Annotated in this window: 12 protein-coding genes and 1 pseudogene; 4 read left to right on the forward strand and 9 right to left on the reverse strand. The window is 62.0% G+C overall.

Annotated features, from left to right (window positions below; all coding sequences use genetic code 11):
- From malZ to C2U47_RS11245, 9 genes are all read right to left on the reverse strand, one after another.
- Positions 1–1,830 carry a maltodextrin glucosidase gene (gene malZ / locus C2U47_RS11205; protein WP_029314873.1) on the reverse strand — a complete coding sequence of 610 codons (1,830 nt, stop codon included), beginning with the start codon at positions 1,828–1,830 and terminating at the stop codon, positions 1–3.
- A 245-nt stretch (positions 1,831–2,075) separates the two neighbouring features.
- Positions 2,076–2,924 (reverse strand): HDOD domain-containing protein, encoded by an 849-nt coding sequence (locus tag C2U47_RS11210; RefSeq protein ID WP_039039670.1) that lies wholly within the window; start codon positions 2,922–2,924, stop codon positions 2,076–2,078.
- Between the two features lie 69 nt (positions 2,925–2,993).
- Positions 2,994–3,413, reverse strand: a complete 420-nt coding sequence (locus C2U47_RS11215; protein WP_010676067.1) for an META domain-containing protein — start codon at positions 3,411–3,413, stop codon at positions 2,994–2,996.
- Positions 3,414–3,591: 178 nt separating this feature from the next.
- Entirely contained in the window at positions 3,592–4,953 is a 1,362-nt protein-coding gene (gene yegD, locus C2U47_RS11220) for a molecular chaperone (protein WP_049636070.1), read from the reverse strand.
- A 104-nt stretch (positions 4,954–5,057) separates the two neighbouring features.
- Positions 5,058–6,047, reverse strand: coding sequence for a 2-hydroxyacid dehydrogenase (locus C2U47_RS11225; RefSeq protein ID WP_042864752.1), 990 nt, complete (start codon positions 6,045–6,047; stop codon positions 5,058–5,060).
- A gap of 77 nt (positions 6,048–6,124) precedes the next feature.
- Complete coding sequence (locus tag C2U47_RS11230) at positions 6,125–6,604, reverse strand: CreA family protein (protein ID WP_041214236.1); 480 nt, start codon at positions 6,602–6,604, stop codon at positions 6,125–6,127.
- A gap of 21 nt (positions 6,605–6,625) precedes the next feature.
- Positions 6,626–7,072 (reverse strand): Mpo1 family 2-hydroxy fatty acid dioxygenase, encoded by a 447-nt coding sequence (locus C2U47_RS11235; RefSeq protein ID WP_043153437.1) that lies wholly within the window; start codon positions 7,070–7,072, stop codon positions 6,626–6,628.
- A 191-nt stretch (positions 7,073–7,263) separates the two neighbouring features.
- Complete coding sequence (locus tag C2U47_RS11240; protein WP_010676062.1) at positions 7,264–8,124, reverse strand: hypothetical protein; 861 nt, start codon at positions 8,122–8,124, stop codon at positions 7,264–7,266.
- 156 nt (positions 8,125–8,280) lie between these two features.
- Complete coding sequence (locus C2U47_RS11245; protein ID WP_010676061.1) at positions 8,281–8,667, reverse strand: TraR/DksA family transcriptional regulator; 387 nt, start codon at positions 8,665–8,667, stop codon at positions 8,281–8,283.
- Between the two features lie 462 nt (positions 8,668–9,129).
- On the opposite strand from C2U47_RS11245, the gene C2U47_RS11250 reads away from it, so the two are divergent.
- From C2U47_RS11250 to C2U47_RS11265, 4 genes and pseudogenes are all read left to right on the forward strand, one after another.
- Positions 9,130–10,461: a glutamine synthetase family protein gene (locus C2U47_RS11250; protein ID WP_010676060.1), complete on the forward strand. Its 1,332-nt coding sequence runs from the start codon at positions 9,130–9,132 to the stop codon at positions 10,459–10,461.
- 291 nt (positions 10,462–10,752) lie between these two features.
- Complete coding sequence (locus tag C2U47_RS11255) at positions 10,753–12,114, forward strand: aspartate aminotransferase family protein (RefSeq protein ID WP_010676059.1); 1,362 nt, start codon at positions 10,753–10,755, stop codon at positions 12,112–12,114.
- 54 nt (positions 12,115–12,168) lie between these two features.
- Complete coding sequence (locus C2U47_RS11260) at positions 12,169–13,266, forward strand: polyamine ABC transporter substrate-binding protein (RefSeq protein ID WP_029314872.1); 1,098 nt, start codon at positions 12,169–12,171, stop codon at positions 13,264–13,266.
- A 123-nt stretch (positions 13,267–13,389) separates the two neighbouring features.
- Positions 13,390–14,468: pseudogene (locus C2U47_RS11265) on the forward strand (polyamine ABC transporter substrate-binding protein).
- Positions 14,469–14,477 lie beyond the last annotated feature (9 nt).

Raw genomic sequence — 14,477 nt, forward strand, 5'->3', positions numbered from 1 at the left:
CTAGCTCGACAGCAGTACCCTGGCCGAGTTGGCCGGGATGGTGAGCTGCACCTCCCCCTGCACTACCTCGAACTTGTCGCCGTTGAAGGCATCGGTGAAGCGGCTGGCGGGGCTGGCGGTCTGCCACAGGGGCAGGCTGATGGTGCGCGGCTCCGTGGGGTGGCGGTTGCAGGCGACCACCACCTGATCGCTTTGCAGGGTACGGGCGAACACATAGCTGTGAGGGCCGGCGTAGAGGGTCTGGATGTCTCCCCGACGCAGGGCCGGGCGCTGGCGGCGCAGCTGGATCAGGCGGCGATAGTGGTCGTGCAGCACGTGATCCCAGTCGGTGGTATCCCAGGGGAAGCAGCGGCGGCAGTCCGGGTCGTTGCCGCCGGAGAGCCCCACCTCGTCGCCGTAGTAGATGGAGGGCACGCCGATGTAGGTGATGAGCAGGGTGGCGGCGAGTCGCATCCGCTGCTTGTCTTCCCCCAGCAGGTGCAGGAAGCGGGCGGTGTCGTGGCTGTCAAGCAGGTTGAACTGGGCCAGCTGGTTCTTGAACGGAATATGGGCCCGCGCCAGCTTGAGCCAGTGATCCAGCTCGGTGGCGCTGATCTTGATGGGGTGATAGGCGATGTCCTGCCCCGCCAGGAAGGCGCGGATGGGGTGGGCGAAGCCGTAGTAGTTCATGGCGCCGTCCTCCTGATCCCCCTGCAGCCACTGGCTCGCCTCGAAGAAGTGCTCGCCGAGGACGTAGGCGTCCGGATTCTCCTGCTTCACCGCACCGCGAATGGCGCGCACGTGGCCGCGATTGCCCTCGGCAGTGCCTCGCTCCCCCAGCATGTGGATGACGTCAAAGCGCCAGCCATCGATCTGGTAGGGGGCGCGCATCCAGTAGCGCAGAATGGCGTTGTCTGCCCGATAAACGGCGTCCTGCACCTGTTCACTTGAGAAATCCAGCTTGGGCAGGCTGCGGATCCCTTTCCAGCTAACATAATCCCCTTCCTGATCGAAGGTGTAGAAGCTGCGCCAGGGGGAGTCCGGGTTGCTCTGGGCGCCCAGCGGTGGGCAGAACCAGGGGTGCTCGGTGGAGGTGTGGTTGACCACCGCATCCAGGATGATCCTCATGCCGCGCTGGTGCAGGTTGCGGGTCAGCTCGGCAAACTGGGCATTGGTACCGAGGTGCGCATCCACCTTGAAGTAGTCCTGGGTGTCGTACTTGTGGTTGCTCGGCGAATCGAAGATGGGGTTGAGGTAGAGCGCCGTCACCCCCAGGGATTGCAGGTAGTGCAGCTTGGCGTCGATGCCCGCCAGATCCCCGCCGTAGAATTCACAGGCGCCGTGCCCCTCTTCGTGGCGGCTGACCGGCTCGCCCCAGGCCTTGCTGATGACCGCCTTGCCCCTGTACTCGTACTCGTGATGCTTGACGCTCAGCGACGGGTCGCCGTTGCAGAATCGGTCGGGGAAGATCTGGTAGAACACCTGATCCTGCACCCAGGCCGGGGGCTGGTGATGGCTGTTGAAGCGGAAATGCTGCTCCCGCGGCGGCATGGCGGCACTGACGCCTGCCCCGTGCAGCCACCACTGCTCCTCGTCGGTGAGGCACTTGAAGCAGTAGAGGTGGATCTCCTGCCCCCTGGCCAGCGGCAGTTCGACCTGCCAGACCTGAAGCCTGTCCCGGGTGGCGACCGGCGTCATGGCGACCAGATACTCCTCGTTGTCCGGCTCGTGGCGCAGCCACACCTCGCGGATGGGGGCGTCCAGCTCGCTGAACAGGGTGAGCTGCAGGGTGTCGGCACTCTCTTTGAACCAGGGTGCCGCCTGGGGGTGAAACAGGAAGGGATGGGTCATGGTATCTACTGTGTCAGAGAGGCTCAGGAATGGGGGATGGGCGCAGGCCATCTTATCCCGTCCATGGGCGTGTGTATGTGACGACCGGCCAGAATGAGACGGTGCTTCCGGCTTGGCTGGGCGGTCTGCCGTGACGCTATTGGGTCAGCAAATCGGCAAGGGCGTTGCCCTGCTCGTGCAGGTGTTCGAGCTGTTCCGCCAGAATGAGACGGGGATCCGGCTCCTGCTGATCGGCCGTTGTACATCTACTGGGTCAGCAAATCGGCCAGGGCGTTGCCCTGTTCGTGCAGCTGCTCCAGCTGATCCGCCAGGCTGGCGGGATCCAGCCCCAGCTGGTCAGCCAGGGTTCTGGGGAAACGGGCGATGATGGCCTGGGCCGGTACGCCGGCCTGCCAGGCGAAGGAGACGAAGACGGCGAGCCGGATGAGCACGGCCTCCTTGCTGACCGGATCGTGGGAGAGGGGGTCGAGCTGCTGGGCGATGGCATCCACGAAGGCGGGCGACAGGTTCCAGCGCCGCGCCAGCTCTGCGCCGAGCTGGGCATAGTCGTAACCCAGCATCTCCCGCTGGGCATCGACCCGGCTGCTGCCTTTCTCGATGGCCAGATTGATGAGCCCCGCCTCTTCCGGCAGGGTGCTCTGGATCAGCAGCTCGCCAATGTTGTGAATGAGGGCGCAGGTGAAGGCGGTCTCGGGATCCACCGAGGTGGTCTGCTGTGCCAGGGTGCGGGCAATGGTGGCGACCTGGAAGGTCTGGGTCCAGAAGTGGAGCTTGTCAAAGCCGGGGGGGGCCTTGAAGCTGCTGATGATGCCGGAGGCGACCACCACGGAGCGCAGGCGGTTGAAACCGAGGCGGATCACCGCCTGTTCGATGGAGGTGATTTCATTGCCACGGCGCAGGGCGGCGGAGTTGGCCATCCGCAGTACCTTGACGCTGATCACCTGGTCCATGGCGATCTTGGCCGCGATCTCGTCGATGCGGGCATTCTCGTCGTTGAAACTCTGCATCAGCTCGTGCAGCAGTTTCGGAATTGTGGGCAGTTGCTTGATCTTGCCAAACAGGCGATCCATCGACATGGCTGAGGCAGCCTCCATTGCTAACAATGCCTCATATTGTGCCACAGCCTGGCCAGTTGTTCCTGCTGGCGAGCGGTTTTGTGAGCCCTAGTACACCCAGTCTTGCAGTCTGTATTCCAAACGGTGCCGTTTTCCCTGGAGGATCAGGGTCTGGGTGGAACCGCTCAGTGTGGCCCCCTCCGTCAGTGTGGCGAGCACGGCCTGCTCTATCAGATCGAGTTCGGGGGGACAGGCCATGGCGGTGCTGCCGAGGCTGGTGACCCAGAGCTTGTTCCCCTTGAGGTGACCCTGGCCGAAGTAGCGGTTGCAACCGGCGATGCCGTTGACGGTGAAGTGCTCACCGATCTCGATGTCGGGGGGATTGCTGCGGCGGCTGGCGATGGCCTGGCCATCCAGCCGATCGAGCACCCAGTGATGGTGTTGCAGGTCTTGCGAGGCAAAGCGGGGAGCACTGCTGCAGGCGCTGAGCAGAAGCAGGGCGAGCAACAGTAGCAGGTATCTGGGCATTGAAGGGGCTCCGGTGGTGGGTATGACAAGCATACCTGTCCCCGGGCCCAGGCGGCAGGGCGAGGGGGGAGGAGCCCGACCGCTTCTGTCGCCCCGGGGGAAGAGGGGGTGTCGGCAAATGGCAACACCCGCCCCGAGCGAACCTGTCTACCGGTTGCCCATGGCTCCCCTGGCCGTCTCAGTCCGCAAACAGGCGCTCGGCATAGCGGGCGAGGCCCGAGGCCACCGAACCGAAGTCATCACCCCCCTCCAGCGGTACCTTGGGCAGTTTCTGCTGGATGAAGGCCTTGATGAGGGGGGAGCGGGCACTGCCGCCGGTGACGAAGACCCGGTCAGGCTGCACGCCTGCCGCCAGGATAGCCTCGTCCATCAGCTCGCCAATCTTCTCCAGCAAGGGGGCGGAAGCACTGGCCAGCTGGGGGCGGGTGAGTGCCGCCTCCAGCCCTTTTTCCAGCTCGTTCAGGGTCTGGTGATTATGCTCGTGGTCGGAGAGGGCGATTTTGCCCTGCTCGGCGCGCCACACCAGTTGATGGCTCAGCTTGTGGGCCCGCAGGCTGGCGAGGCGCGGGAGCTTGCTGCCCGGCTGGCTGTCGAGCTGGAGATCCTGCAACTGACGTGCGGTATCCAGGCTGTAGAAACGGCTCTGGGCACTGACGTCATTGATGGCGGCGGCGTCCCAGAACAGGGGATGGGGCAGTGGCTTGCCGGTCTTGAGGGTCTCGTGCATGCCGAGCAGCGGCATCATGCCCTCCACGGTCAGGCGGATGTCGAAGTCGTTGCCCCCGATGCGCTGGCCGCTGTGACCGAGCAGATCGCCGCTGCGATCCAGCTGGTCACGGTGGCTCGGGCCCATGCGCAGTACGGAGCAGTCGGTGGTCCCGCCCCCGATATCCACCACCAGCACCACCGCATCCTCGGTGAGGCGCGCTTCGAACTCGAAGCCGGCGGCCACCGGCTCATAGAGGAACTTCACCCGCTCGAACCCGGCGAGGCGTGCCGCCTCCCTCAGGATGGCGATGGCCTGGCGGTTGCTCTCTTCCCCCGCCAGTCCCTGGAAGTTGACCGGTCGGCCGATCACCGCCTGGCGGATGGTGCTGCCCGTCTGCTGCTCCGCCTCCCGGCGCACGTGCAACATCATGGCGCAGACAATGTCCTCGAACAGGGCGATTTGGGGAGCCTTGAGGCCATAGGCCCCGAGAAAGGATTTGGGGGACTTGATGTAGTAGCCCTCGTCCGGCTCTTCCAGATAGCGCGCCAGCGCCGCACCGCCGAAGCTCAGCTCGTCGATGAGTCCCTCTTCGCGCATCTGGCGGCGCACCGCCTGGGCCCGGGTCACCACGGGACCGCGCAGCTTGAGGTATTCGCTCTGCTGGACGGGGGCCAGGCCTTCGGCCAGGAGGCCGGCGATGGCGTCCCGGTGGGGGGCGTGCAGGGTGGAGGGAAGGTAATGGGAACCGGAGAGGGTCAGCAGCCTGGGGCTGCCCTGTTCCATCACGGCGACGGCACAGTTGGAGGTACCGTAATCAAATCCGATGAACATGCTGGCCAGACTCCTGTACAAAAAAGGGCTGGTAGCCTACCCGATGCCGCCGGGTCTCACAACCCGGCGGCGGGATCAATGGCGTGGCGACAACGTCTCAGGGATCACTCCACTTCGTTGTCTGAGCGGCCCTGGCTCTCGATGGCCTGGATGTTGCTGAGGGTGGTGTCGGCGATGGCGTGCAGCGCCTCCCGGGTCAGGAAGGCCTGGTGACCGGTGAACAGCACGTTGTGACAGGCAGACAGGCGGCGGAAGACGTCGTCGGTGATCACCTCGTTGGACTTGTCCTCGAAGAAGAGGTCTTCCTCCTCCTCATAGACGTCCAGCCCCAGGGCGCCGATGCGGGCAGTCTTGAGGGCCTCGATGGCGGCGTTGGAGTCGAGCAGGCCGCCCCGGCTGGTGTTGATGATCATCACCCCGTCCTTCATCTTGGCGAAGGCCTCCTTGTTCAGCAGGTGATAGTTCTCCTTGAACAGGGGGCAGTGCAGGCTGATGACATCGGACTGACGGAACAGGGTGTCGAGATCCACGTACTCGGCGCCCAGATCGATGGCCGCCTGGTTCGGATAGGGGTCGCTCACCAGCAGGCGCATGCCGAACCCCTTGAGGATGCGCAAGGTGGCGATGCCGATCTTGCCGGTGCCTATGATGCCGGCGGTACGGCCATGCATGTTGAAGCCCACCAGCCCCTCCAGGGAGAAGTTGGCGTCCCGGGTGCGCTGATACGCCTTATGGATGCGGCGGTTGAGGGTCATCATCAGGCCCACCGCATGTTCGGCAACGGCCTCGGGGGAGTAGGCAGGCACCCGCACCACCTTGAGTCCCAGCTCCTTGGCGGCGGCCAGATCCACGTTGTTGTAACCGGCGCAGCGCAGGGCGATGACCCTGGTGCCGTACTGCGCCAGCTCGGTCAGCACTTCGCGGTCGGCATCATCGTTGACGAACAGGCAGACCACGGGGAAGCCGTGGGCGAGACGGGCCGTCTTGGCCTCCAGCCGCACGTCGAAGAACTCCAGATCGAAACCGTACTGGGCGTTGGCCTGGTGGAAATGTTCCTTGTCGTAGCTCTTGGTACTGAAAACGGCGACTCTCATGGTGCGCTCTCCGTAGATAATGATGTGGTTAAATTACAACAAATAGTGGCCGTCATCACGGGATAAGTGGTGCTGTTTCAACCCCAGGGCATGATGGGGACGGCACTCACTGCACTCTTGTACGAACCATCCACCAACTTGGTGCTGTAAGTCAGATAGACAAGGGCATTGCGCTTCTCGTCGTAAAAACGCACCACCTTCTGCTCCTTGAACACCAGCGAGGTGCTGACGTCGAACACCTCTTCCCCCGCCTTCAGCTTGGCGGGCAGGGTGATGGGGCCGATCTGGTGGCATGAGAGGGAGGCGTGGGAGGGATCTTCCGCCAGCCCGAGTCCGCCCTTGACGCCGCCGGTCTTGGGGCGGGCCAGATAGCAGGCGACACCGGCGATTTTAGGGTCGTCGAACGCCTCCACCAGGATCTTGTGGTTGGGGCCGAGCAGCTTGAAGGCGGTGCTCACCTCGCCGACGGGATCGGCCTTGTCGGCCAGCACCGGGCCGGCCATCAGTGCCCCCAGCAGCAGGGGCAGGGTGCGAGCAAGGGTCTGAAGATGTCTCATGGTCTCTCCTGTTGGCCTCCCTCAGAAAGGGATGCCCAAACGACGATAGAGGCTGGCCAGCACCCAGGCGGGGCCTACCAGCAGAAATTGCAGGTCGGTGAGAAAGGAGGGGCGTTTCCCCTCGATATGGTGACCGACGAACTGGGCTATCCAGAACAGCACGAACCCGATAAGGGCAGGCCACAGCAGCGGCCCCTGCCAGACGTGGCAGAAGGCCAGCCCCAGGGCGGTCAGGGCCGTCATCCCCGTAAAGATCGTCAACGACAGCCGCAGGTAGAAGACCAGCACCGGGATGGCCGCCAGCTCCGCCCAGTTGAGGGACGCTGGCAGGGGACCAGCGGGCAGGCACCAGAGCAGTGCCAGGATGCAGAGGTAGATGCCTGGCACCGCCACCTTGTGGATGGCCACATTGACGGGGTGTTGATGGCTCTGGCCGTAGTCGCGAAACCAGTCATCCAGTCGTTTCATGGCACCTCCCTGGTGCGCGTATTGAGGCCGGGCGACCTCGCGTTCCTGTGCGTCTGCGGCGGGCTGCGCCCACCGGATGGGATGACCCGCGGCTGATCACGCTCCCGGCGGCGGATATTCCCAACGCCGGGATACCGTGTCCGTTTATGCTCGCAGCGGTGGATATTCTCAACGCCGGATATCGTGTCCGTTTACTCCTGCGACGGTGGATATTCCCAATATTGGGCCGGAATGCTTTTGAGCAAGGGGGTCATGTCGGGATTGGGCAGGGCGATGGTGACTCTCTGCTCCAGATTCGCGCTGGCCAGGGCCTCGCGGATCTTGGGGTTCTCCCGAAAGAACGCCATGAAGCTGCCGTCGGCATAGGCACGCTCGAGGCCGGTCTGGATCGCCTTGGCCAGCTTCGGCGACTCCGGGCTGACGAAGAAGAACTCGGCGAAGGGGTAGCGGATCAGCAGGTGCTGATCGATCACCAGGTTGGGATATTGTGCCGCCAGCTCGCTGCGTTCGGCGAAGATTTCCACCAGACCACGGGGGAAGAAGTCCAGCTTGTCGCCGTCATTCATCAGGCGAAACAGGTTGCTGTAGCGCCCGGCATAGGTGGGAATGCCTGCCAGTTCCAGGATCTTGTTGTCGGCCCAGCCCACCCCCTGTGCGGCTTTCAGTTTCTTGAGGTCTGCCAGGGTGTTGATCTGGTTGAACCGCTCCTGGGCATCGGCGTGAATGAAGGAGAGGCGCAGCCCTTCCAGGCCACGAAACAGCGGGATTGGCACTGCGGTGAGGGAGGATTCCAGCGCGCTGGAGGTACCCATCCAGAACACATTGATGACCTTGCCCTTGGCAAGCGCCTGCTGGAGGCTGTACTGGTTGAGATTGAGGTCGACCCGCTCCAGCTTGTAGGGCTGCCCGGCGTGGTTGAGCGCCAGTTCCAGCAGCTTGAGCTGGTATTCGTTGTCGAGATCGTTGATCGGTCGGCTGGGGACCTTGACGGTGAGCGTCTGTGCTTGTGCCAGCAATGGCAGGCACAAGCACAGCCTGATGAGCCATTTCACGCTTTGATCTCCTGTAGGATCCGGGACTTGCCCGGAGTCTAACAGAAGTTGTCACGCTCTTGCTGTGAAAGGGGCCGGGGATCACCCGGCCGCGTCATCTTCGGGCATGGCCTGCCCTGTGCCCGGCTCGTACCGAGGCCGGGCTTGTTCGCCGCATCAGGCGACGCGACGGAACACGTGAGTGTCGTTGAATTCCTTGGTGCTCTGGCATTCAACACAGAAGCGGGACTCGGGACGGGCCTGCAGCCGCTTGAGAGAGATCTCGTCGCCACAGGATTCGCAATAGCCGAAATCCCCTTCATTGATCCGCTTCAACGCCCCTTTCAGCTTGCGCAGGTGCAACTTGTCGTGCTCGATGCGGTTCAGCTCCAGGCGACGGGCCTCCTCGACACTGGCACGGTCAATTTCATCCGCCATCTCGTTGGTATCGGTGGCGATAGCCTGGCTGGCCTGGGAGTTGAGACGTTCTTCGAGCTCAAGGATTTGTCGCTCGATCTGGCCTTTGTAGAAGGTCAGTTGGTCTTCTGTCATGAAATCACACATACGGTTTGCTACCAGTCAGTTTCCCAATGTTACCCATTGATGGGGGCTGTCTGTCGTCAGACCAAGCCCTTGTATCCCGTTTTGCACCAAATCCATGCAGGAGAGTGCAAATCAGGGCGGGCCTTGTACCAAAAAAATGCAGACATGCAAAGGAAATTGGATAAGGAGTGTGCGCCCTTGCAAAGAAATGGGCCTTCTCCGACAGGGTCTGACTGAGTATCGAACGAGATCCCGCCGCCGTTGGCATCGAGCTTGCAGTGGGCTGATCGTGACACAAAGTGTTTAGTATTTGGTGCCGAGCTGGTCATTATACAGGCCGTTGTTTATAGTTTTTTAAACACCGCTGCTTGACAAAGGCCTTTATCACGGGCTTTTATGGTGTGGTCGATTACATTTTCTTAACAAGGGTGTTCCTTATATTAGACACCCTTGACAATGGCAACCGTAAAGTCGGGGTTTAACATGGACAGTATCAAGGGCTGGATGGAGAGCAATCGCATCACGGAAGTGGAGTGCCTGTTTCCGGATTTCACCGGCAATGCCCGAGGCAAGATCATTCCAGCCAACAAGTTTCTGCGCGAAGGGGGCATGCGGCTGCCCGAGGTCATCTTCACCCAGACGGTGACCGGCGAGTACCCGGATGACGACAGCATGATAGACCCGCTGGAGCGGGACATGCAGCTCTATCCCGATCCCAACACCATTCGTTTCGTACCCTGGGCGCTGGAGCCCACCGCCCAGGTGATCCACGACTGCTTTGACGTCAACGGCAAGCTCATCGACATCGCTCCCCGCTCCGTGCTGCGCCGGGTTCTGTCATTCTACGAGAAGCAGGGCTGGAAGCCGGTGGTGGCGCCGGAGCTGGAGTTCTACCTGGTGACCCGCAACGAAGATCCCGACTATCCGTTGGTGCCGCCGGTGGGCCGCAACGGCCGCCCGGAAACGGCCCGCCAGTCGTTCAGCATCGATGCGGTGAACGAATTCGACCCCATCTTCGAGGACATGTACGACTACTGCGAGGCCCAGGAGCTTGAGGTGGACACCCTGATCCATGAATCCGGCGCCGCCCAGATGGAGATCAACTTCCTGCACGGGGATGCCATCGATCTCGCCGACCAGGTGTTTCTGTTCAAGCGCACCATGCGCGAGGCCGCTCATCGCCACGGCATCTATGCCACCTTCATGGCCAAGCCCATGAGCAACGAACCGGGTTCCGCCATGCACATCCACCAGAGCCTGGAAGACATGGATGGCAACAACCTGTTTGGTACCAGCGAAGGGGGCAACTCCGATCTGTTCATGCATTTCATCGCCGGCCTGCAGAAATACACCCCGGCAGTGACCGCCCTGCTGGCGCCGAACGTCAACTCCTACCGCCGCCTCACCTTTGGCGAGAGTGCGCCGCGCAACGTGCAGTGGGGTGTGGAAAACCGCACCTGCGGCCTGCGGGTCCCCTTCTCCGAACCGAGCGCACGTCGGGTCGAGAACCGCTTCGCCGGGGCCGATGCCAACCCGTATCTGGCCCTGGCCGCCACCCTGGCCTGCGGCTACCTCGGCATGCTGGAGAAGCTCGAACCCATGCAGGAGATGAAGGCGAGTGCTTATGACCTGCCCTACAGCCTGCCCCGCTCGCTGGAGGAATCGCTGAGCCACCTGGAGCAGTGTGAACCCATCAAGGACATGCTGGGGGAGCGCTTCATCCGCGCCTTCGTGGCCGTCAAGCGCAAGGAGTACGAGACCTACTTCGGCGTGATCAGCCGCTGGGAACGGGAATTCCTGTTGCTGAACGTCTGATCTGTCCCCGGGGGAGGCGAGGCCTCTCCCCGTCATATCGCAAGCAAGGTGCCGAAGGCCCGTCTCGCGGCGGCGCCCGCGACCCGGAAGGCACCGAGTATAGGTGAGGCCCGCTCTCGCAATGGAGAGGGGCGTCACCTGCAATCAACTGGCGACGATGTTCGCCCCATGGAAAGGCATCGAGCAGGCAAGAGAGTGCCAGCCCCGTGAATGGCAGTGACCGGGCAGGCCACCCGTGCCCTCATGAATGGCGACAAGATTCGCCGAATCGAAGGAACCGAGGAGCAAGCAATGCAGCACACCACCCGTGAGTGGCAGCAACTGGAAGCCAGCCATCATCTGCATCCGTTTACCGATTTTCAGGCCCTGAACAAGAAGGGCAGTCGCATCATCACCAAGGCCGAAGGCGTCTATCTGGAAGACTCCGAAGGCAAGCGCATTCTGGACGGGATGGCGGGTCTGTGGTGCGTCAACATGGGCTACGGCCGTCAGGAGCTGGTGGATGCCGCCACCCGCCAGATGCAGCAACTGCCCTACTACAACCTCTTCTTCCAGACCAGCCACCCCCCTGCTGCCGAGCTGGCCACCCTGCTCGCCGAGATCACGCCTTCCCACCTCAACCACGTCTTCTTCACCGGCTCGGGTTCCGAGTGCAACGACACCGTGCTGCGCATGGTGCGCCACTACTGGGCCAGCAAGGGACAACCTGACAAGCAGGTGATCATCAGCCGCCACAATGCCTATCACGGCTCCACCGTGGCGGGGGCCAGTCTGGGGGGCATGAAGGGGATGCACGCCCAGGGCGGCTTGCCCATTCCGGGCATAGTCCACATCGACCAGCCCTATCACTTCGGTGAGGGAGAGGGCATGAGCGCCCACGAGTTCGGTCTGGCCCGTGCCCGCCAGCTGGAAGAGAAGATCCTGGCACTGGGGGTGGACAAGGTGGCCGCCTTCATCGGCGAGCCTATCCAGGGTGCGGGGGGGGTCATCATTCCCCCCGAGAGCTACTGGCCCGAGATCCAGCGCATCTGCGACCAGTACGGCATCCTGCTTATCGCCGACGAGGTGATCTGCGGCTTTGGCCGCACCGGTCACTGGTTTGCCAGTGAAGGTTTTGGCATCAAACCCGACCTCATGTGCCTGGCCAAGGGCATTACCTCCGGCTATCTGCCGATGGGCGCCGTGATGGTGGGGGACAGGGTTGCCAGGGTGCTGGTGGAAGAGGGGGGGGAGTTCAACCATGGCTTCACCTATTCCGGCCATCCGGTCGCCTGCGCCGTGGCCATTGCCAACATCCAGCTTATGCAAAGGGAGAGCATAGTTAAGCGAGTTCATGATAGTATCGGCCCCTATTTGCAGCGCCGCTGGGCTGAGCTGGCGGACCATCCGCTGGTGGGGGAAACCCGTGGAAAAGGCCTGGTCGCCGCGCTGGAAATAGTGCAGGACAAGCAGACGAAACGTCGCTTCCCGGCCGAGCTCCATGCCGGGATGACCTGTCGGGAGTTCTGTTTTAACAATGGCTTGGTGATGAGGGCTGTCGGCGATACCATGATCATATCGCCCCCCTTGGTGATCACCGAGGAACAGGTGGATGAATTGGTCAAACTGGCCAGGCTCAGTCTGGACCTGACGGCTGCAAAGCTGCGGGAATAGGCGGGAACCGGGCAGGTTGGCTTACGCATACAATTTGCTTAGGAGACAAGGACTATGTCTTTTAAAAAGGGAATGATGGCTGCTTCCGTGGCGCTGGTCATGATGAGTACCGGGGCGATGGCCGACGAGAAGGTGCTGCACGTCTACAACTGGAGCGACTACATCGCGCCGGATACGCTGGAAAACTTCCAGAAGGAGACGGGCATTAAGGTGGTCTACGACGTGTTCGACAGCAACGAAGTGCTGGAAGCCAAGTTGCTGGCAGGCAAGTCGGGCTATGACATCGTCGTACCGTCCAACCCCTTCCTGGCCAAGCAGATCAAGGCAGGTGTCTTCCAGAAGCTGGACAAGTCCAAACTCTCCAACTGGCAGAACCTGGACGTCGACCTGCTCAAGGCGCTCGAACCGAGCGATCCGGGCAACCAATACTCCATCCCTTACCTGTGGGGCACCATCGGCTATGCCTACAACGCCGAGAAGGTGAAGGCCGTGCTGGGGGCCGATGCCCCGGTGGACTCCTGGGATCTGGTGTTCAAGCCGGAGAACATGGCCAAGCTGAAGGAGTGCGGTGTCTCCTTCCTCGACTCGCCGACCGAAATGCTGCCGGCCGCCCTGCAATACCTGGGCTTCAAGCCGGACAGCCAGAAGCCGGACGAGCTGAAGAAGGCAGAGGCGTTGTTCCTCTCCATCCGTCCCTATACCGCTTACTTCCACTCCTCCAAGTACATTTCGGATCTGGCCAACGGCAACCTGTGCGTGGCAGTGGGTTACTCCGGTGACCTGCAGCAGTCCAAGGCGCGTGCCGCCGAGGCCAAGAACGGTGTCAGCCTGACTTACACCATTCCGAAAGAGGGGGCAGGCAGCTTCTTCGACATGATCGCCATCCCGGCGGATGCCAAGAACGTCGAGGCGGCCCACACCTTCATCAATTACCTGATGAAGCCGGACGTGATCGCGAACATCACCAACGTGGTGCAGTTCCCGAACGGCAACAAGGCGGCCACGCCGCTGGTGGACGAGGCGATCCGTACCGACCCGGGTATCTACCCGACGCCGGATACCCTCAAGAAGATCTACACCTTCCCGGATCTGCCGGCCAAGGTGCAGCGTCTGATGACCCGCAGCTGGACCAAGATCAAGTCAGGCAAGTAAGAGTGACGAGTACCCCTCCCGGTCCGCAGTTCGGCCGGGAGGGTGGTGACCACCCGACAGGTTGGACGGCGCGTATGGATGCGCGACTGGCAAAATCACACAAATGAGGACTGATAAGTGCACATGACCAAGATGGCAACGCTGGCCCTGACCCTGGGGTTTGCAAATCTGACCCAGGCAGCCCCTGTGGTTCATTTTTACAACTGGTCCGATTATATCGGCGAGACCACCCTCAGTGACTTTCAGCAGAAGACCGGGATCAAGACCGTCTACGACGTGTTTGACTCCAACGAGACGCTGGAAGGCAAGCTGCTGACCGGACGCACCGGCTACGATCTGGTCGTGCCCTCCAACAATTTCCTGGCCAAGCAGATCAAGGCGGGGGCCTTCCAGAAGCTGGACCTCACCCTGCTGCCAAACCTGAGCAACCTGGACCCCATGCTGCTCAAGCAGCTCGAGAAGGTGGATCCGGGCCATCAGTACGCCGTGCCCTACCTCTGGGGCACCAACGGCATCGGCTACAACGTCGACAAGATCAAGGAAGTGCTGGGTGTCGACAAGATTGACTCCTGGGCGACCATCTTCGAGCCGGAAAACATGAAGAAGCTCTCCCAGTGCGGCGTGGCCTTCCTCGATTCGGCGGACGAGATGATCCCGGCTGCCCTCAACTACTTGGGGCTCAACCCCAACAGCCATGAGCCGGCGGATATCAAGCGGGCCGAAGAGCAGCTGCTCAAGGTGCGCCCCTACGTGGCCTACTTCCACTCCTCCAAGTACATCGGTGACCTCGCCAACGGCAACATCTGCGTGGCGGCGGGTTTCTCCGGCGACATCCTGCAGGCGGCGTCCCGGGCCGAGGAGGCGGGCAAGGGGATCAATATTGCCTACAGCATCCCCAAGGAGGGTGGCAATCTCTGGTTCGACATGATGGCGATCCCGGCCGATGCCACCAACGTGAAAGAGGCTCACGCCTTGATCAACTACATTCTCGAACCGCAGGTCATCGCCAAGGTGAGCGACTATGTGGGTTACGCGAACCCGAACATCAAGGCGGGAGAGTTCATGGACAAGGCCGTGCGCGAGGACGAGTCTGTCTATCCCCCCAGGCGGTGCTTGAGCGTCTGTATGTGCAGGAAGCACATCCCCGCTCGGTGCAGCGCCTGATCACCCGGAGTTGGACCAAGATCAAATCCGGAACCTAACCTTGGCGC

The sequence above is a fragment of the Aeromonas sp. ASNIH7 genome, from assembly GCF_002903485.1.
GTDB classification, from domain to species: domain Bacteria; phylum Pseudomonadota; class Gammaproteobacteria; order Enterobacterales; family Aeromonadaceae; genus Aeromonas; species Aeromonas caviae.

What these genes read in the sequence shown, in the direction of transcription:
- malZ (WP_029314873.1), bottom strand. Translation starts at nt 1,830, where the DNA reads ATGACCCATCCCTTCCTGTTTCACCCCCAGGCGGCACCCTGGTTCAAA.
- C2U47_RS11210 (WP_039039670.1), bottom strand. Translation starts at nt 2,924, where the DNA reads ATGGAGGCTGCCTCAGCCATGTCGATGGATCGCCTGTTTGGCAAGATC.
- C2U47_RS11215 (WP_010676067.1), bottom strand. Translation starts at nt 3,413, where the DNA reads ATGCCCAGATACCTGCTACTGTTGCTCGCCCTGCTTCTGCTCAGCGCC.
- yegD (WP_049636070.1), bottom strand. Translation starts at nt 4,953, where the DNA reads ATGTTCATCGGATTTGATTACGGTACCTCCAACTGTGCCGTCGCCGTG.
- C2U47_RS11225 (WP_042864752.1), bottom strand. Translation starts at nt 6,047, where the DNA reads ATGAGAGTCGCCGTTTTCAGTACCAAGAGCTACGACAAGGAACATTTC.
- C2U47_RS11230 (WP_041214236.1), bottom strand. Translation starts at nt 6,604, where the DNA reads ATGAGACATCTTCAGACCCTTGCTCGCACCCTGCCCCTGCTGCTGGGG.
- C2U47_RS11235 (WP_043153437.1), bottom strand. Translation starts at nt 7,072, where the DNA reads ATGAAACGACTGGATGACTGGTTTCGCGACTACGGCCAGAGCCATCAA.
- C2U47_RS11245 (WP_010676061.1), bottom strand. Translation starts at nt 8,667, where the DNA reads ATGTGTGATTTCATGACAGAAGACCAACTGACCTTCTACAAAGGCCAG.
- C2U47_RS11250 (WP_010676060.1), top strand. Translation starts at nt 9,130, where the DNA reads ATGGACAGTATCAAGGGCTGGATGGAGAGCAATCGCATCACGGAAGTG.
- C2U47_RS11255 (WP_010676059.1), top strand. Translation starts at nt 10,753, where the DNA reads ATGCAGCACACCACCCGTGAGTGGCAGCAACTGGAAGCCAGCCATCAT.
- C2U47_RS11260 (WP_029314872.1), top strand. Translation starts at nt 12,169, where the DNA reads ATGTCTTTTAAAAAGGGAATGATGGCTGCTTCCGTGGCGCTGGTCATG.